Origin of the sequence: Streptacidiphilus sp. MAP12-33 (assembly GCF_041261265.1) — a bacterium.
Taxonomy (GTDB): domain Bacteria; phylum Actinomycetota; class Actinomycetes; order Streptomycetales; family Streptomycetaceae; genus Streptacidiphilus.
On record NZ_JBGCCA010000029.1, the window covers coordinates 52,647 to 72,048 of the forward strand.

Annotated in this window: 10 protein-coding genes; all 10 read right to left on the reverse strand. The window is 75.1% G+C overall.

Annotated features, from left to right (window positions below; all coding sequences use genetic code 11):
• Nucleotides 1–6,660, reverse strand: coding sequence for an amino acid adenylation domain-containing protein (locus ABH931_RS26375; protein WP_370118064.1), 6,660 nt, complete (start codon nt 6,658–6,660; stop codon nt 1–3).
• Nucleotides 6,657–11,753 carry an amino acid adenylation domain-containing protein gene (locus ABH931_RS26380; RefSeq protein ID WP_370118066.1) on the reverse strand — a complete coding sequence of 1,699 codons (5,097 nt, stop codon included), beginning with the start codon at nt 11,751–11,753 and terminating at the stop codon, nt 6,657–6,659. Before ABH931_RS26380 ends, ABH931_RS26375 begins: the two co-directional genes overlap by 4 nt.
• 25 nt (nt 11,754–11,778) lie before the next feature.
• Complete coding sequence (locus ABH931_RS26385) at nt 11,779–12,000, reverse strand: MbtH family protein (protein ID WP_370118069.1); 222 nt, start codon at nt 11,998–12,000, stop codon at nt 11,779–11,781.
• 160 nt (nt 12,001–12,160) lie between these two features.
• Nucleotides 12,161–13,468: an FAD-dependent monooxygenase gene (locus ABH931_RS26390; RefSeq protein WP_370118072.1), complete on the reverse strand. Its 1,308-nt coding sequence runs from the start codon at nt 13,466–13,468 to the stop codon at nt 12,161–12,163.
• A complete protein-coding gene (locus ABH931_RS26395) occupies nt 13,465–14,895 on the reverse strand; it encodes a condensation domain-containing protein (RefSeq protein ID WP_370118075.1) in 1,431 nt (476 codons plus the stop codon). The genes ABH931_RS26390 and ABH931_RS26395 overlap by 4 nt, the downstream gene beginning before the upstream one ends.
• The gene (locus ABH931_RS26400) at nt 14,892–15,617 is read right to left on the reverse strand and encodes a 2-hydroxychromene-2-carboxylate isomerase (protein WP_370118078.1); all 726 of its coding nucleotides are present in this window, start codon (nt 15,615–15,617) and stop codon (nt 14,892–14,894) included. The genes ABH931_RS26395 and ABH931_RS26400 overlap by 4 nt, the downstream gene beginning before the upstream one ends.
• A gap of 26 nt (nt 15,618–15,643) precedes the next feature.
• Nucleotides 15,644–16,375: a 3-oxoacyl-[acyl-carrier-protein] reductase gene (gene fabG / locus ABH931_RS26405; RefSeq protein ID WP_370118081.1), complete on the reverse strand. Its 732-nt coding sequence runs from the start codon at nt 16,373–16,375 to the stop codon at nt 15,644–15,646.
• A 267-nt stretch (nt 16,376–16,642) separates the two neighbouring features.
• Nucleotides 16,643–17,749 (reverse strand): beta-ketoacyl synthase N-terminal-like domain-containing protein, encoded by a 1,107-nt coding sequence (locus ABH931_RS26410; protein ID WP_370118084.1) that lies wholly within the window; start codon nt 17,747–17,749, stop codon nt 16,643–16,645.
• Nucleotides 17,750–17,791: 42 nt separating this feature from the next.
• Entirely contained in the window at nt 17,792–19,084 is a 1,293-nt protein-coding gene (locus ABH931_RS26415) for a beta-ketoacyl synthase (RefSeq protein WP_370118088.1), read from the reverse strand.
• Nucleotides 19,081–19,344, reverse strand: a complete 264-nt coding sequence (locus ABH931_RS26420) for an acyl carrier protein (protein WP_370118090.1) — start codon at nt 19,342–19,344, stop codon at nt 19,081–19,083. Before ABH931_RS26420 ends, ABH931_RS26415 begins: the two co-directional genes overlap by 4 nt.
• Nucleotides 19,345–19,402 lie beyond the last annotated feature (58 nt).

A 19,402-nucleotide genomic window follows, 5' to 3' on the forward strand; every position in this document is an offset into this window, starting at 1 on the left:
TCAGTGCGGTCCTTCCGGGCTCTGTGGACGGGTGGCGGGGGCTGGAACGCCGTGGCTGCTCGCGTCCAGGACGGGGGCGGGGGCGGGAACGCCGTGGCCGCTCGCGTCCAGGGCGGCGGCGATCCGGGCGACGGTGTGGTGCCGCAGCGCGGTGGCCAGGTCGAGCCGGAGCCCCTCCCGCGCCGCGGCGAGCAGCAACGGCGGCACCAGCAGCGAGTCGCCGCCCAGGTCACGGAAGTCGTCGTCGACGCCGACCCGGGACAGACCCAGCACCTCTGCCCAGAGGGAGGCCAGGAGGCGCTCCGTGGCGGTGCGTGGTGCGGTGAAGGGGACGGCCACGGAGGTGGCGGAGCGGTCCGCGACGGAGGTCAGGGCGGCGAGTGCCGCCTTGTCCCGCTTGCCGTGCCCGGTCAGCGGCAGCTCCTCGACCACCCGGACGGTGGACGGCAGCAGGGCGGTGGGCAGCACCGTCCGCAGCCGGTCCCGCAGCGCCGGGACGGACAGCTCGGCGGCACGGGTCCCGGGCAGCGGCACGACCCACGCCGCGAGCCGGCGTCCGCCGTCCGCCGCGTCGACGGCCAGCACCAGGGCGTCGCGCACCTGCGGGTCCGCCGCGAGAGCCGCCTCCACCTCGCCGAGTTCGACGCGGTGGCCGTTGATCTTCAGCTGCTCGTCGGCGCGGCCGGTGAACTCCAGCGCGCCGTCGGCCAGATGCCGGGCCAGGTCGCCGGTGCGGTAGAGACGGGATCCGGGCGGGCCGTAGGGGTCGGGCAGGAACCGGTCCGCCGTCAGCAGCGGCCGGTCGGCGTAGCCACGGGCGAGGCCCGCCCCGCCGAGCCAGACCTCGCCGACGACGCCGTCCGGCACCGGCCGCAGCTCGTCGTCGAGCAGGCGGACCACCGCGCCGGGCAGCGGCCGCCCGAGCGGCACCAGGGCGCGGGCGACGGACTCGGGCACCTCGCAGGCCGTCGCCGCCACCGTCGCCTCGGTCGGGCCGTACTCGGCCGCCAGCCGGAGCCCGGGGGCCCGGCGCCGCAACCGGGCCGCCTGCGCGGCCGGGTACGCGTCGCCCGCACAGACCACCAGGGCGGCCAACGAGTTGAGCTGGTTGTCCGTCAACTGCACCTCCAGCAGGGCCAGCTGCCCCGGGGTGAGCCCGAGGAAGGCGTACGGCGCGCCCTCCAGCAGCCGTGCGCCCAGCTCACCGGGCGGGACGCACGGCGGCAGCAGGTGCACGGACTGCCCGGTCATCAGCGGCGCCCACAGCGCGGCCAGGCCCAGGTCGAAGCCGATCGAGCCGAGGCTCGGCGCCCCGCCCGTGCCGGCCGGGGCGTACTGCCGCACCGCGTGGTCCAGGTAGTGGGCGAGCGCGGCCCTGCTGATCTCCACGCCCTTGGGCGTCCCGGTCGAGCCGGAGGTGTGCAGGACGTAGGCGAGCTGCTCCGGGAGGGTCTCGGGTCGCGTCGCGGCGACCGAGGCGAACGGCAGCCGCTCCACCAGCAGGCGCGGCGCTGCGGGCCGCAGCCGGTCCGCGTGGGCGGCCTGGGTGATCGCCAGGTCGTAACGGAAGCCGCGCAGGCGGGCGTCGGGCGTGGCCGGGTCGACGGGCACCTGTGCGGCGCCCGCCTTCCACACCCCGAGCAGCGCGGCGACCAGCTCCGGACCGCGGTCCAGCAGCACCGCGACGCGGCTCTCCCGGCCGGCGCCCAGCGCGGTCAGCGCCGCGGCGAACCGCTCGGCCCGGGCGTCCAGTTCGGCGTAGGACAGGGCGTCGGCGGCGCCCGCGCCGTAGCGCAGCGCGGTCGCGTCCGGGGTCGCGGCCGCCTGCGCCTCGAAGGCGGCCAGCGGGTCGCGCGGCGCCGCCGGGTGCGGCCTGGCGGGAGCGGCGAGGCGGGCCAGCTCGGCGGCGTCGGGGAAGGCCCCGGTCGCGCCACCGTCCACGCCGGTGGCGACCATGTCGGTGAGCACCGCGCGGTAGAGCTCCATCAGCCGCTCCGCGTGCGCGCGGGTGACCGTGCCGGACCGGGAGGCGAGGGAGAGGTGCCCGCGCACCGGGGTGCCGACGACCAGGCGGAACTCGTTCGGGCTGTCGTCCCGGCTGGCCATGATGTCGATGAGTTCGGTGTCCACCTGGTGGAAGTCCAGGTAGTGGAAGAGCACGTCGATCAGGTGCCGTTCGCCGCCCGGGCGGCGCATGGCCGGCATCGGGAAGCGCCGGTGCGGCCAGAGCTCGATCTCGCGGGTGAAGACCTCGCGGGCCAGCTCCCCCCAGGTCGACGCGGCCCTGCGGTAGGGGAACGGCACGGAGTTGAGGTACATCCCGGAGACCCGCTCGGCGCCGGCCCGCTCGGGCCGGGCGTCGGCGACCATGCCGCCGCGGAAGGCCGAGGCCGGGGTCAGCAGGGAGAGGACCTTGCTGTGCGCGGCGTGCAGCACGCTCTTGTACGGGACCTCGGCGGCCGAGGCGAGCGCCCGCAGGCCGGGCTCCAGATCGCCGAGCGGGAGGTCCAGGCGGTAGCGCTCGTCGGGGTCGCCCCCGCCCGCAGGTCCCGCGACACCGTCCGCGTCGGCGGCCCAGCCGGCGGGGATGGTGAACCGCTCGTGGTCCTCGACCACGCCGCGCCAGAACTCCCGGTCCGCCGGGTCGTCCAGGGAGCGCAGCTCGGCGGCGATGAAGTCGGCGTAGCGCACGGCGGGCGCGGGCGGGGCCGGTTCGGGCGCAAGCCCCCGCACGATCCGGTCGTAGGCGCGCAGCAGCTCCATCAGCTGGGAGTGGTAGCTCCAGCCCTCGATGACGGGGTGGCACTCGGTGATGGAGAGCCACCAGCTCTCCTCGTCGAGCAGATGGACGGCCATCCGCATCAGCGGCGCGCGCTCCAGGTCGAACAGGACCGCCCGGTCCGCGTCGGCGAACTCCCACAGCGCCTGCTCACGACGTCCGCGCGGCAGGCCGCGCAGGTCGTCCACGACGACGGGCATGGAACCGGTCGCATGGACCAGCTGGAGCGGCCGCGCGTACCCGGCGAGGGCGAAGGAGGTGCGCATGACCTCGTGCCGGGCCACGATCAGGTCGGCCGACCGCTGGAAGGCCCCGGGGTCGAAGGCGCGGTCGTCGCGGATCCGGAACGAGGTGATGTTGTGGTACCGGTTCTCGTCGGCGCCGTGCATCTCGACGAGCATCCCGGCCTGGATCAGCGAGACCGGGTAGGCGTCGACGACGCCCGGCGGCAGGGCCGCCCGGTCCTCCGCGCCGATCAGCGCGAACGGCGCGACCGGTGCCTCGGGACCCTGCGGGGCGCCGCCGTCCTCGGCCAGCTCGGCGTTCTCGGTGAGCAGCGCGCCGAGCCTGGCCACCGTCCGGCGGTCGAAGACGTCGCGGACCGTGGTCTCGAAGCCGGCCGCGCGCAGCGCGCCGACCAGGGCCACGGCGCGGATGGAGTCGCCGCCGAGGTCGAAGAAGTTGTCGTGCACCCCGACCTCGTCCAGGCCCAGCACCTCGGCCCAGACGGCGGCCACAGCCGCCTCGGTGGCGTCGCGCGGGGCGACGTGCTCGCCGACGGCGGTGGCGGCGCGGCCGGGCGCGGGCAGCGCCCGGCGGTCGAGCTTGCCGTTGGCGGTCAGCGGGACCACCTCCAGGCGCAGGTAGGCGGAGGGCACCATGTACGAGGGCAGCAGGCCGGTGAGCCGGGCCCGCAGCGCGGCGGGGCCGAGTGCCTGCTTGTCGGCGTCCGGCGCGGCCACCACGTAGGCGACGAGCTGACGGTCGCCGGGGCTGTCTTCGCGGACCAGGGCGACGGCCTCGGCCACCGCCGGGTCGGCGGTCAGCGCGGTCTCGATCTCGCCCAGTTCGATCCGGTAGCCGCGCAGCTTGACCTGGTGGTCGACGCGGGCGACGAAGTCCAGTTCGCCGTCTGGCAGGACGCGGGCCAGGTCACCGGTGCGGTAGAGCCGCGCGCCGGGCGCGCCGTACGGGTCGGGCAGGAACTTCTCGGCGGTCAGGTCCGGGCGTCCGGAGTAGCCGCGGGCCAGGCCGACGCCGCCGATCCACACCTCGCCGACGACGCCGACGGGCAGCGGCCGGAGCCGGTCGTCCAGCACGTACATGGTGGTGTTGGGGATCGCGCGCCCGATCGGGACCAGCTCGGTCGCGACGGGCTCGCGGACGAAGTAGGCCGAGTTGCCGACGGTGATCTCCGTCGGGCCGTACTCGGCGGCCAGCGGCGTCCCGCCCGCCCCGGCGGAGGCGGCCCAGCGCTCGGTGAGCCGGGCGGTGAAGGAGTCACCGGCCGCGATCACCAGCCCGGCCAGCGAGCCGATCTGCTCGTGCGTCAACTGCTGTTGCAGCAGGTCGAGGTGGCCGGGGGTGAGCTTGATGAACGCGTACGGCGCGGCCTCGGCCAGCAGCGCGCCCAGGTCGGCGGTGTCGAAGTCCTGCGGCAGCAGGTGCACCGGCTGGCCGGTGAGCAGCGGGGTGAACAGGTCCGGCACGCCGAGGTCGAAGGCGACCGAGGAGAGCAGCGGCGCCCCGCCCGTCCCGGCGCTCGCGTAGGCGTCGACGGTCCAGCCCAGGTAGTTGGCCAGGCCCCGGTGGGAGATCAGCACGCCCTTGGGCCGCCCGGTCGAGCCGGAGGTGTAGATGACGTAGGCGAGCTGGTCCAGGTCGTGGCGCTGCGGCGGCTCGGCCGTGGCGGCGGCGCGGGCGCGCTGCTCGGCCGGGTCATCGGCCAGGACCAGGCGCGGCGCGTTCCCGCCGCCCGCGCCGTCCGCGCCGTCCGTGCCGTCCGAGACGGGTCGCGCCGCCGGGAAGCGGTCGGCGTAGCGGGACTCGGTGACCACGAGGCGGGTGCCGGTGTCGGCCGTCATGTAGGCGATCCGGTCCACCGGGTAGCCGGGGTCGATCGGAACGTAGGCTGCGCCCGCCCGCCAGATGCCCAGCAGGGCGGCGACCAGCTCGGGCGAGCGGTCGAGCAGCACGCCGACGGTCGTCTCGGGCCCGGCGCCCAGCTCGGCCAGGCGGCGGGCCCAGCACCCGGCGGCGGCATCCAGCTCGGCGAAGCTGGTGGTGCCGCCCGCCCACCGCAGGGCGACGGCCTGCGGGGTGCGGCGGGCCTGCGCGGCCAGCTGCTCGACGACGGGACGCAGTGCGGCGGGGTCGAGCGGCCGCTCGGTGCCGACCGGCTCCGGCCGGCCGTGGAGCAGCAGCTGCCGCTCCCCCTCCGACAGGAAGTCCAGTTCGGCCAGCGGCCGGTCGGGCTCGGCGGCGACGGCGGCGAGCAGCCGGGTGTAGTGCTCGGTGAACCGCTCGGCGGTGGCCGGGTCGAACAGGGCCGCGGCGTACTCCAGGCTGCCGTGCAGCGAGCCGTCGGCCTGCTCGGCCAGGTGCATGGTCAGGTCGAACCGGGCGATCCGGCCGGTGGCGGCGACCGGTGCGGCGGTGACGCCCGGCAGGTCGAGGCCCGCGCCGCCGTCCGCGGCCAGGTCGAACATGACCTGGAACAGCGGGGTGGTGGACAGGTCGCGCTCGGGCTCCAGCTCGTCGGCGATCCGGTCGAACGGCACCTCCTGGTGGTCGAACGCGTCCAGCACGGTGCCGCGGTTGGCGGCGAGCAGCTCGCGGAACGACGGCTCGCCCGACCAGCGGGCGCGCAGGGCCAGGCTGTTGTAGGCATAGCCGACCATGCCCTGGAGCTCGGGCCGGACCCGGCCCGAGACGGCGGTCCCGACCGTCACGTCCTGCTTGCCCGCCCAGCGGCCCAGCAGGGCCTGGTACGCGGTGAGCAGCACCATGAACAGGGTGGCCTCGCCGCCCCCGGCCAGACCGTCCGTGGCCAGACCGTCCGTGGCCAGACCGCGCAGCGACGCGGCCACACCGGCCGGCACGTCGAATCCCGCGACGGCTCCGGCCCAGTCGCGCTGGGCGGGGCGCTGCCGGTCCGTGGGCAGTCCCAGCGGGGCGACCCCGGCCAGCCGCTCGCGCCACCACTCCAGTCCCGCACGGGAGCCGTCGGCCTGACGAGCATTCAGCCAGGCCGCGTAGTCGGCGTACTGGAGCGACGGCTCGGGCAGCCGCTCGCCGCGGTAGCAGGCGGCCACCTCGTGCAGGAGCAGCGGCCTGGTCAGCGCGTCGCAGGCGATGTGGTGCATCACCACGCTGAGCACGTGGTCGTCCTCAGCCAGCCGCAGCAGCCGGATCCGCAGCGGGTGCTCGACGGTGAGGTCGAAGACCTCCACGGCGCGCTCGTGGGTGAAGGCGACGGCAGCGGCCTCACGATCCGCCGCAGCGAGCCCGGAGCGGACCTCCACGGCGAAGTCGGCCGGCTCGGCCGGGTCCACGAGCTGGACGGGGCCGGTGCCGCGCAGCAGGTAGCGGGTACGCAGGATCTCGTGCCGGGCCACCAGCGTGTCGAAGGCGGCACGCAGCGCCCGGGCGTCGAGCGGGCCGGAGAGCCGGAAGGACATGGGCAGCAGGTACTCGGGGCTGTCCGGGTCCAGCTGGTGCAGGAACCAGAGCTGGCGCTGTCCGGCGGAGAGCTCCAGCCGGTCCTGGCCGTGCGCCCGGGGGATGCCGCTGTGCGCGGGCCGGCCGGCCTTGGCGGCGGCCCGCCGGCGCATGAGCTCCGCCCGCAGCTCCTGCTGTGTCGGGGCGGTGGGTGCGGTCACGACGAGTACTCCCTGGAAACGACGGCGTCTGCGGTGGGTGCGGTGACAAGGTGGAGCGCCTCCAGCTCGGCGCGGAGGGCCTCCTCCACGGCCTCGGCGAGCCGGGCCACGGTGGGGTGTTCGAAGACGGCCCGCAGCGGCAGCTCGACGTCGAACTCCTCCTGGATGCGGGCGACGACCCGGGCGGCGCGCACGGAGTTGCCGCCGATCCGGAAGAAGCCCTGCCGTGCGCCGATCCGCGGCGCCTGGGCCGGTTCGCCGTGCAGCACCTCGGCCCAGATCTCGGCGAGCGCCTCCTCGACCGGGCCCTCGGGCTCGGTGTAGGGCTCGTCACCGAGCGCGGCGGTCAGGTCGGGGACCGGGAGCGCGGCGGTGTCGACCTTGTTGTGGCGGTTGAGCGGCAGCTCGTCGAGGTGGACCAGCAGGGCCGGGACCATGTAGTCCGCGAGCTTGGCCGCGCAGTGGTCGAGCAGCTGCGCCTCGGTGGTGCCGTGGCCGTCACCGACCCAGTAGCCGACCAGCGCCGCCTCCGGGCCAGTGCCCTGGACCACGACGACGGCCTGGGCCACGGCGGGGTGCTCCACCAGCACGCCCTGGACCTCGCCGGGATCGACCCGGCGACCGCGGATCTTCACGTGCCCGCCCTGGCGTCCGACGAACTCCAGCGCCCCGTCCGGCCGTTGCCGGGCCAGGTCGCCGGTGCGGTAGAGCCGGGTGCCCGGGGCGCCGTAGGGGTCGGGCACGAAGGCGGCGGCGGTCAGGTCGGCGCGGCCGTGGTACCCGCGGGCCAGGCCGACGCCGCCGACGCACAGCTCACCGACCACGCCGTAGGGGACCGGACGCAGCCAGGCGTCCAGCACCCGGGCGGTGACGTGCGGATAGGGGCTGCCGACGGGCACCGTGACAGCGGCGTCGGAGGCCTCCCAGCGGGTGGCCGCGATCGTCGTCTCGGTTAGCCCGTACTCGTTGACGAAGCGCTGCAGGCGGCGCGAGAGCTCCCGGGCCAGCGACGGCGGGCAGGGCTCGCCGCCGGTCTGGCCGACCAAAACGCGGCGTCCGAGCCCGGCGTCGATCAGCATCTGCCAGTGCGCCGGCGCGACCTGCAGGTGCGTCACCTCGTGGCGGTCGATCAGGCGCAGCTGGGCACGGTGGTCGTTCTGGTCCTGTTCTCCCGCCAGCACCACGCGTCCCCCGGCGACCAGCGGCATGAACAGCTCGGTGCAGGAGATGTCGAACGTCGGCTGGGCGAGCGCCAGCCACGCGTCGTCGGGTCCGACGCCGAAGTCCAGGTGGGCCTGGGCGGCGCGGAGCATGCGCAGCAGGGTGCGGTGCTCGACCTCGACGCCCTTGGGGCGGCCGGTCGAGCCGGAGGTGTACATCACGTAGGCCAGCCGGGCCGGGTCGTGGCGCTCAGCGGCCGGGTCGGCCTCCGGCGCGGCCGCGAGCTCCGCGTCGGTGTCCAGCGCCAGCACGGCGAGGGGAGCCCGGTCCGGCATGGCGGCCGCGACGGCGCGGGCCAGCCGGTCCGCTCCGGCGCCGTCCGAGACCAGCACGGTGGCCCCGGCGTCGGCGACGACGTAGGCGAGCCGCTCGTCCGGGGCGGCCGGGTCCAGCGGCACGTAGGCCGCGCCCGCCTGCCAGCAGCCGAGCACGGTGGCGATCAGGTCCGGGGTGCGCGGCAGCAGCAGCGCCACCCGTGTCTCCGGACCGGCCCCGAGCCCGCGCAGCCGCGCGGCGACGGCGGCGGCACGGCGCAGCAGCCGCCGGTAGCTCCAGCTCTCGACCGCCCCGTTCCCGGCAGCCCCGCTCTCGACCGCGCAGACCACCGCGGTGTCCTCGGGGGCGACCGCGGCGGTCTCGGCGACGACGGCCTCCACGCCGGTCACGGCGCGGAGCCCTGCGCCCGGCTCCGGCAGGCCCAGGCCCTGGGCCAGGATCCGGGTGCGCAACCGCTCGGGCAGCAGCTCCGCCTCGTCGAGACGGGCGAAGGGCCGGGTGGCGAGGGACTCCAGCAGCCGCAGCCAGCAGTCGGCGAGCCGCTCGACGGTGGCCGCGTCGAAGAGCGCGGTGGCGTACTCGGCCATGCCGAGCAGCGAGCCGTCCTCCTGACGCTGGAGCACGACGGTGAGGTCGGTGCGGGCGACCCGCCAGCCGCTGCGGAACGCCTCGAGGTCCTCGGCGCCCGTGACGGTACCGGTGCGGCCCTCCTCGTGGACGTCGAACATCACCTGGTACAGCGGGGTCCGGCCCAGGTCGCGGCCGCCGCCCAACTCCTCGACCAGCCGGTGGAACGGCAGGTCGGCGTGGGTCCGCGCCTCCCGGGAGCGGTCCCTGACCAGCGCCACCGCGTCGCGGAAAGTGGACTCCGCGGGGGCGTCGCAGCGCAACACCAGGGTGTTGAGGAAGAAGCCGACGACGTCGGCCACCTCGTCCTGGTCGCGCCCGGCGACGGGGATGCCGATCGGGAGGTCCCAGTGGCCGGTCAGCCGGCCGACCAGCGCGGCGAAGGCGGCCAGCAGCGTCTCCGGGAGGGTCGCGCCCCAGCTCCGGCCGAGGGTCGCGAGGGCCTCGGCGACGGGGGCGGGGACGGTGAACAGGTGCGCCGCGCCCGCCGCGTCCCGCAGGTCGGGCCGAGGCCGGTCCGTCGGCAGGTCCACCGTCGGCAGCCCGTCCAGGGCCCGGCGCCAGTAGGCGAGTTCGGCCTCGATCGCCGGCTCGCTCAGCCGGCGGCGCAGGTGGACGGCGTGGTCGGCGTACTGCACGGGCAGCTCGGGCAGGACGGCCGGGACACCGGTCGCGGCGGCCTCGGCGAGGGCGCGCAGGTCGCGTTCGAGCACCACGGACGACCAGCCGTCGCAGGCGATGTGGTGCACCGACAGGACCACCGTCAGCGCCCGGGCCTCACGGACCAGCAGCGCCCGCCAGACGGGGCCGTGCTCCAGGTCGAACGGCCGGGCCAGTTCGGCGGCGATCACCCTGGACCGCTGCTCCGGGTCGGTCACGGTGGCCGTGGCGATCTGCCAGGGCCCGGTGACGTCGGCCAGCTGCACCGGCTCGGCGCCGCGCAGCAGGTAGCGGGTGCGCAGGATCTCGTGCCGGTCGGCCAGCTCCTCGAGCGCCGCGTACACGGCGTCGTCGTCGAGGTCGGCGGGCAGCCGGACGAAGACCGGCGCGGTCCACTCGGCGCTGCCCGGCCGGAGCCGGTCGGCGAGCCAGAGGCCCTGCTGCCCCGGGGCCAGCGGCAGCCCCTCCGCACGGCGGTGCACGGGCAGCAGCGCGGTCGGCGCCGCGTCGGCACCGGCCTCGGCGGCGCTCTCCCGCAACGCCGCCTGGGCCGCCACCGTCGAGGCCAGCAGCAGCCGGCGGACCGGCACCACCGTGCCGAGCGCCTCGGTCAGCCGGACCGCGAGGCGGGTCAACTGGAGCGAGGATCCCCCGAGCTGGAAGAAGTCGCTGTTGGCGCCGATCTCGTCGACCGGCGTGCCGAGCAGCTCGGACCACTGCTCCGCCACCAGCCGCTCGGCGGCCGTGCGGACGGGCACGAGCGCCTCGGCGGGAGCGGCCGTGGACGGGTTCGGCAGGGCGCCGCGGTCGATCTTGCCGCTGGCCGTGAGCGGCCAGGCCGACACCGGCACGTAGACGGTGGGCAGCAGCGGCTCGGGCAGCGCGCGGCGCAGGAAGGCCCGCAGCTCGTCGGGGCGCGGCGCCTCGCCGCGCGACTGCACCCAGGCGGCGAGGCGGTAACCGCCGTCCGCCGTGGGGACGGCCCCGACGACGGCCTCGCGCACCCACGGGTGGGCCACCAGCGCGGCCTCCACCTCGCCGGGTTCGATCCGGACGCCGTTGACCTTGACCTGCTGGTCGAGGCGGCCGAGGTACTCCAGCGCGCCGTCGGCGCGCCACCGGGCCCGGTCGCCGGTCCGGTACAGCCGCGCGCCCGGGGTGACCGGGTGCGGCACGAAGCGCTCGGCGGTGAGCCCGGGCCGGCCGAGGTAGCCGAGGGCCAGCCCGGCACCGCCGACGTGGAGCTCGCCCGGCACGCCCACCGGCACTGGCCGGCCGGCCTGGTCCAGCAGCAGCACCTGGGTGCCGCCCAGCGGCCGCCCGATCGGGACGGCACCGGAGTCGACTTCGGCGTCGAAGCGGTGCTCGGTCACGTCGACCGAGGCCTCGGTGGGGCCGTAGGTGTTCCAGATCTCCACGCCCGGCACCGCGGCGGCCAGGCGCCGGCACAGCTCCGCGTGGAGCGGCTCGCCGGCGCTGAACAGCAGGCGCAGCGCGTGCAGCCGGTTCCATCCCGGCTCCTCGACCAGCCGCCGGTAGACGGACGGGACCGCCTGGAGCACGGTCACCTCGGCGTCGGCGGCGGCCCGCAGCAGCGCCGCGGGGTCGCGCTCGGCACCCTCGGGGGCGAGGACCAGCGTGCCGCCGGCCACCAGGGGCGCGAAGAGCTCCAGCCCGGCGGCGTCGAAGCCGACCGTCGTCTTCAGCAGCATCCGGTCCGCGGCGCCGAGCCGGTGCTTGTGCACCAGCCAGCGCACCCGGTTCGCGATGCCGCGGTGCGGCACCAGCACGCCCTTGGGGCGGCCGGTGGAGCCGGAGGTGTGCAGCACGTACGCGGGCGCCTCCGGGTCGAACGGCACCTCGCCGGGCACGAACGGGCCCGCGGCGGTACCGGCGTCGGCGTCGAGCCGGAGGGTGGCGGTGAAGTCCGGCAGCGCGGCCTCGGTGGCCGCCTCGGCCAGGACCAACGGCTGGTCGCAGTCCTCCAGTTGGAGCGCGAGCCGGTCGGCGGGGTGGGCCGGGTCGAGCGGCAGGTACGCGGCACCGGCCCACCACACGCCGAGCAGCGCGGCCGGAAGGCCGGGCCCGCGCCGCAGGCAGACGCCGACGATGTCGCCGGGGCCGACGCCGCGGGCGCGCAGCGAAGCCGCGACCCGTCCGGCCTGCTCGGCCAGCTCGGCGTAGCTGCGGACAGAACCGTCGGCCGCGCGGAGCGCGGGGGCCTCGGGGGTGCGCGCAGCCTGGGCGGCGATCAGGGCGGGGAGCAGCAGGCGGCCGGGGGCGGTACCCGACGGCGTCTGGTCGTTCACTTCTTACTCCTTCATCAGGTGTGGATCACGCGGTGACGGCCTCGGCCATACGGCGGCGCAGGCTCAGCGGGCGCAGGTCGGTCCAGATCTCGCTGATCCGTGCCAGGCACTCCTCGCGGGTCCCGGTCGTGCCCTCCTCCCGCCAGCCGGCCGGCAGCTCCCGTGCGGCCCACCAGATCGAGTACTGCTCCTCGTCGTTGAGCACGACGCGGTACACGGTCCGGTCGTCGTTCGGCTGTTCGCTCATCGGATGTCCCTCCACTGGGTCTGGATGGAGTCCATGCAACGCGCGCGGGCTATCGACGCCCTATCGATCCCGTATACGGAGCCCGGAAAAGGGGACGGGCCCCTGACGCCGGGGAGCGTCAGGGGCCCGTGGGGAGGTCGGCCGATCGGCAGGGGACCGATCAGGCGACGTTGACCAGGTTGTTCGCGATGGTGTTGTCGACACCGTTGTTCGAGTTGCTGTTGTTGTTGGAGTTGTTGCTGTTGTTGTTGCCGTTGTTCCAGTTGTCGATGTTGTTGGAGTTGTTGTTCAGGTTGGCCTGGACGTCGTTCTCCAGAATCCAGTTGACGTTGGCGTTGACGTTGTTGCTCATGTTCTTGCCCTCCTGTGATGGTTTGTCGGCCCGGGAACCGAGCTGCACCCTGGTGGTGTGCGGCCGGCGGGCCTCCTCGTAGCGGCTCAGGGCGGCGGCGATGCCGTCGGCCCCCTTCGCCGCTCCCTCGAGGCAGATGGCGAGTGCCACCCCGTCCTCGATGGCCTGGTTGGCTCCCTGCCCGTGGTGCGGGAGCATCGGGTGGGCCGCGTCGCCGAGGAGCGTGGTGCGTGCGGTGCTCCAGCGGTCGAGCGGCTCGCGGTCGTACAGGGCCCAGCGGCGCACCTGGCCGGCGGCGGGGATCAGGCTCCGCACCTCCGACGACCAGCCCGCCAGCAGCGCGTCCAGGTCGGACACGTCGGTGACGCTGGTCCAGGACTCGGCGTCGCCCTCGGGCGCCTCGGTGACCACGACATAGGTGAAGTGCGTGCCGCCGCTGACCGGGTAGAGCAGCACCCGGCCGCTCGGACCGGCGTACAGGTACATCAGCGACGGGTCCAGGTGCGGCATGTCCGCGGTGGCGACCAGCCCGCGCAGGGCGCTGTTGCCCGAGTAGACGGCGGCGTCCGCCCCGGCCACCGACCGGCGCACCCGCGAGTGCACCCCGTCGGCGCCGACCAGCACGTCGCACCACTCCTGGCGGCCGTCGGCGAACCAGAGCCGCACGCCCTCGGCGTTCTCCTCGAAGCCGGCCAGCTCGGCGCCCGTGTGGATGCGCTCCGGCGGGACCAGCGAGGACAGCATCGAGTGCAGGTCCTGGCGGCGCAGCGTCAGGTACGGGGCTGAGAAGCGCTCCTCCCAGGACTGCCCCATCTCCTGCCGCGCCACGACGGAGCCGTCGTGGAAGGCGCGCACCTCCAGCGCGTTCGGGCGGACGCCGGACGCCGTCAGCGCCGAGCCGAGGCCCAGGCGCAGCAGCAGCCGGCTGGCGTTCGGGCCGAGGTGCATGCCCTCGCCCTCCTCGCGCAGGTCGGCGCCGCGCTCGTAGACGTGGGCGTCGATCCCCCGGGCGACCAGCGCCGCGGCGGCCGTCAGGCCGCCGATCCCGCCGCCGACGACGGCGACGCGCAGCGGGCGGTTCGGGGCGGCGTTCTGTGAGCTCTGCTGACTGGTCATCGGTAGTCCCATGCGCTCTCGAAGGCTTCGAATTCGTCGTAGTCCGTACCGCCGCTGCCCAGCGCGAGCAGCGCGTCCAGCTCCGCCGCGCCGGTCAGGTCCGCGTCGGCGACGAGCGCGTCCGGATCGGCGGCCGCGGCGGCCAGCAGCCGCTCGTAGCCGTCCGCCAGCCGCTCGACGGTGGTGCGGTCCAGCACGTCGGTGTCGTAGGAGAGGACCAGGGTCAGGCCCTCCGAGGTCTGCTCCACCCGCAGCAGCAGGTCCAACTGCCCCTCCTGCTGCGGGACGTCGATCAGCGCCAGGTCCAGGCCCGCGTAGCGGACCGGGGGTCCCTCGGCCGCGCCCGCCGGCACGTTGGGCACCGGTGGCTCCATCCGGTCCATCTGGACCAGGAAGAGCCCCATGTGGAAGGCCCCGCTCTGCGGAAAGGCCAGGGCGGCCGGGTAGCGCACCCCGAGCAGCCCCTGCATGACCCCCTCCCCCGCGGCCTTGACCGTCTCGCGGAAGGTCGTCACCGGGCCGAACGCGGCACGCAGCGGGAAGGTGTTGAGGAAGCACCCGACCACGTCCCGCTGCGCCCGGCCCATCCGGCTGGTCGCCGGCACACCGAGGGCGAACTCCGGCTGCCCGGTCCAGCGGTGGGTCAAGGCCTGGAACACCCCGAGCAGGAAGGCGAACGGCGTGGCCGAGCAGCTGTTCGCCGCCCCCTCCAGCTCGGTGGAGGTCCCGGCGGGGAGCCTGCGGACCACCGTGTCCCCGCGCAGCGAGCGCACGGCCGGCCGGGGCCGGTCCAGCGGCAGCTCGGCGGCCGGGGCGCCGGCCAGCGAGTCGCGCCAGCGCTCCGCGGCCCTGGCCCCGCTCTCGGAGCCGAGGTAGCGCCGTTCCTCCGCCGCGTGGTCGCCGTAGCCGCCGCCGGGGATCTCCCGCCAGCCGGGCTCGCCACCACCGGCGAAACCGGCGTAGGCGTCCAGCAGGTCGCGGACCAGCAGCCAGCGGGAGGCGAAGTCGCTGACGATGTGGTGGGCCGAGGTCACCAGCGCGTGGTCCTCGTCCCCGCGGCGCAGCAGCGCCACCCGGAACGGTGCCGCGTCGAGCCGGAAGGGACGCGCGCCGATCTCCTCGGCGGCCTTGTGCAGCTCCGCCTCGCCGGCACCGTCCAGGTCGCCGTACTCCAGCCGCACCAGCGGGTCCACCGACTCGAACCGGACGGGCTCGCCGTCCTGCTCGGCGAAGACCGAGCGCAGCAGGCCGTGGCGGGCGCCGACGGCAGCCACCGCCCGCTCCATCGCCGCGCGGTCCAGCGGGCCGCGCAGGCGGAGCGGCATCACGATGTTGTAGGCGGCGCTGTCCGGAGCCAGCCGGTAGGCCGTCCACATGGACTCCTGGATCACCGTCAGCGGCAGCGCGGCACCGGTCACGGGGCTCATCCGCAGCCTCCCGCGTGGCTCAGCTCGCTCGCCGGTCCGGCGACGAGGGCCGGGTTCGGGCCCGCCCCGGGCTGCCTCTCGGCGGCGGGCGCGAGGGTCCCGCCCGCCTCCAGCGCGGCGACGAAGGCGGGCACCCGGTCCAGACCCCAGTACGGCTCGCGGCCGTCGACGAAGTACGGCACCCCGAAGACACCCTCACGATGCACGTCCAGCAGTGCGCGCACCGCCTGCTCGCGCAGCTCCGGGTCGTCGGGCCCGGCCGCGACCGCGTCCGGGTCCAGGCCGATCGAGGCGGCCAGCTCGACCACGGTGGCCAGGTCGCAGATGTCGCGCCCCTCCAGCCAGCGCGCCCGTCCGGCCCGCTCCACCCAGGCCCGGCCCAGGCCCTGGCGCTCCGCCAGGAACCAGGTCAGGTGGGCCGGCTCCCACCACGGCTCGCGGTCCACCGGCCAGCTGACCGCGAGGCCGCGGTCGGCCGCGAGACGCTTGACGTCCCGCAGGATGTAGAACTGCTTGGCCCGGGACATCGGCGTGTAGGGGAACTCGCCGCCGGCCTCGGCCAGCCCCTTGGCCGAGGCCTCGTCCGGCTCCCAGAAGGGCCGCCACTCGACGCGGTCGAGCACCTCCGGGTACCGGGCGGCGAGGTCGTGCAGGGCGAAGAAGTTGTAGGGACTGCGCAGGTTGAAGTAGAACCGCGGCTTCGCGGCGGCCCGTGCGGGCATCGCGCGTGCTCCTCTCGGGAGACGGGTCAGACGACGAGCCCGCCGTCGATGTGGAGGACCTGTCCGGTGATGTACGCGGCTCGCTCGGAGACCAGGAACGCCACCAGTTCGGCGACCTCCTCCGGCTCGCCGAAGCGGCCCAGCGGGATGCGTGCGGTCATCTCGGTCGCGTGCTTGGCGGGCAGGCCCGCCGTCATGTCGGTGGTGATGAAGCCCGGTGCGACGGAGTTGACCCGCAGCCCGGCCCGGCCGGCCTCCTTGGCCAGCGCCTTGGTGAAGCCGATGATCCCGGCCTTGGAGGCGGAGTAGTTGGTCTGCGTCGCGTGCCCCTCGGCGGCGACGGAGGAGAGGGTGACGATGGCGCCGCGACGGCGCTTCATCATCGGGAAGGCCACCGCCCGGCAGAAGTGGAACGTCCCGTCGAGGTTGGTGCGGATGACGTCGTCCCAGTCCTCGGGCCGCATCATCGCCAGATGCGAGTCCCGGACAATGCCGGCGGCGGTGACCAGCGCGTCCACGGTGCCGAGCTCCTGCTCGACGTCCCGCACGAACGCCTCCACCGCGAGCCGGTCCGTGACGTCCACCCGCCGGGTGAGCGTCCGCCCGCCGTGCTCCTGCGCGGCCTTCGCCGCGAGGCTCGCGGCCTCCTCGTTGGACTGGTAGCACAGCGCGACGTCGTACCCGTCCCGCGCCAGCACCTCCACCACCGCGCGGCCGATGCCCCGCGAACCACCGGTGACCACGGCAACCGGCCTCATGACGTTTCCTCTCCCTCTCATCGGACGTTGCACCCCTTTACGCGGCGTAGCCGCAAAAGGGGCGCGGGGCTCTGCTTGATCAACTGCGGGCGCGACAAGCCACCCGGCCAGGTAGGGCACCGAACGAGCAGGGCCATCCGCACGCCGGTGGTTGCCCGCGCCCACGCACGGGGCACCTCCCGGCCGAAGGCCGGGGGAGGAGCCGCGTATCGGCTGGGCCTCGCGCCCCTTGGCGGCTACGCCACCTGAGGGGGGTGCAACTGGCTGTCAGTTCAGCCGGAGCAGCGTCGCGCCGACGGTGCCGTCGCGGTCGACGGCGGTGACCAGGGCGAGGCGGTCCGCCAGTTCGGGGCGGTCCTCCCGCTCCGCGAGCACCGCGGCGAGTTGGAACGCCGCGGACGCGGCCGTCGCGTCGCCGAGCAGCGGACGGACGAACCGTCGCACGCCGGCCACGCCGGCCAGCGCGGCGTCCTCCTGCTTGCCCAGCAGACCCGGCGAGCCGCCGGGAACCACCAGGGCGACGTCGTCCGCGAGGACGCCCGCCCCGGCCAGCAGGTCGACGACGCACCGTTCCAGCGCGGCACCCGCGCGGTCCGGGTCCTGGAAGGCCCGGAACCGGGAGCCGAGCACGGTGGCCAGGACCTCCCGGCCCGCCGCCCGGGCCGCCGCGCCCTGCTCCAGCAGGAACAGCGCCGCGCCCTCGCCGAGCGGCTCCGGCTCGTCCCCGCCGTGCTCGGCGGCCCGCTCCAGCCGGGCGCGCTGGACGGAGAACTCCTCCGCCGCGCCGGCCAGCAGGGCCGTGGCGTGGCCGCCACGCAGCAGGCGTGCCGCGTACTGCAGCGCCAGCAGCGCGGTGGCCGCGCCCCCGGAGACGGTGACGTTGGGGCCCTTGAGGCAGTGCCGGATGGCGCTCTGGCCGGTGGGGCAGTTCATCACCGTGTTGGGGAAGGCGGCCGGGTCGACCAGGTAGGGCTTCTCGCCCGTCAGCGCGTCCCGGGTGAAGTCCATGATCGACTGGACGCTGCCGGAGGTGCCGAGCACCAGGCCGGTCGCCTCCGGGTCGGCGGCCAGGCTCCGGCCGTAGTCGGCGAGCAGCATCCCCACCGTGGCCACCGCGATGCCGGTGACCCGGTCCATCGAACGGGTCCCCTTGCGGCCCAGCACCTCGCGGATGTCGAAGCCGGGGATCAGCCCGGCCTCCGCGTAGGGCACCGGCCACAACGCCGGGTCCACCGGCGCGACGGCCCGCCGGCCGGACCGCAGGCCCTCGGCGAATCCGGCCCGGCCCAGGCCGAACGGGGAGGACACCGCCCAGCCGGAGACCACGAGCTCCAGCCCTGGCTCAGGGAACCGCTGATCGGCTGTGGCTGCCATGTGTCTCGACTCCTCTCCTGTATCGGGATGTTCGGGCGGGCCTCAGGCGACCCGGTCGGCGGATGCGGTGGCGGGCGCCGTGGCGGCCTCGTCCCAGCGGCCGAGGATCAGCACCGCGTTGTTGCCACCGAAGGCGAGTCCGTTGTTCTGGACGACCTTCAGCTCGGCCTCGACGGCCTGGTTCGGCACGCAGTCGACGTCGCAGAGCGGGTCGGTGCTGCGGTGGTTGATGGTCGGCGGGATGAAGCCCTCGCGCAGCGCGAGCGCGCAGGCGGCCGAGGCGAGAGCGCTGGCGGCGCCCATGGTGTGGCCGATCATCGACTTGATGGACACGGTCCGCGGCAGGGCCTCGCCGAAGACCTGGCGGATCGCGCCGACCTCGGTCACGTCGTTGGCCTTGGTGCCGGTGCCGTGCGCCGAGATGAAGTCGACGTCGGCGGCCTCGATCCCGGCGTTGCGGTGGGCCGAGGTGATGCACCTGGCGATCGAGTCCCGGTCCGGCGCGACCGGGTGGCTCGCGTCACAGGAGAGCCCGTAGCCGAGCACCTCCGCGTAGATCCGCGCGCCCCGGGCGAGCGCGGAGTCGAGCGACTCCATGAGCAGGATGCCCGCGCCCTCGCCGGTCAGGATGCCCTGGCGGTCCGCGTCGAAGGGACGGCAGACGTCCGGGGCGATGGTGCCGAGCCGGTAGAAGCCGGTGAAGGTCTTGCGGCACAGCGCGTCCGCGCCGCCGCACAGGGCCACCTCCACGTCGCCGGAGCTGATGGCGTCGTAGCCGTAGCCGACCGCGTAGTTGCCCGCCGAGCAGGCGGTGGGCACGGTGACCGTCTCGACGTCCTCCAGTCCCAGCTCCCGCACGATCCCCGCGGAGAGCCGGCCGGGCCAGACCCTGCGGGCGACCACCGGGTCGAGCCGGTCCTCGCCGCCGGCGACCTGGAGGCCGGTGAGATGGTCGAGGTCACGGGACTCGCCGTCGGTGGTCCCGACCGAGACCAGCGCCCGCTGGTCCCTGACCTGCGCCACCGTCAGTCCGGCGTCGGCGACGGCCATCCGGCCGGCGGCGACGGCGAACTGGGACGCCCGGCCCAGGTCGTCGGCGGGCAGCTCGTCCATCCACTGCCGCGGGTCGAAATCGGTGATCTCACAGGCGTTGGCGTGGGCGAAACCGGTGGTGTCGAAGGCGGTGATCGGCTTGGCGCCGCTGAGCCCGGCCCGCAGGCCACGGGCGAAGGCGTCGACCCCGGTACCGATGCTGGTCACCACGCCGAGGCCGGTGATCACCACCCGCTTCCGGCCGGCCGGCCGGTGCCTCGACAGAGCGGCGCCGCCGGTCACTTGGCCTGAGCCTCTGCGACGACGGCGTACACGCCGACCAGGTTCACCATGCGGCTGAGCTCGGCCTGCTCCAGGGCGATGCCGAAGATCCGCTCGAGCGAGGCGAGGATCTCGATGGTGCGCAGCGAGTCCGCGTCGTGCTCCTCCTTGAACAGGCTGGTGTCGGTGACCTCGTCCAGCTCCAGCTCCAGGATGTCGCAGACGAGCTGCTTGATCTGCTCCCGCTGAGCTGCGTCGAGGGCGGGGGTCGAAGTGGTCATCTCTGCCTCCGAATTGCGGTCAGTGCGGTGTGTTCGGTCGGTGGTTCGGGCGGTGCTT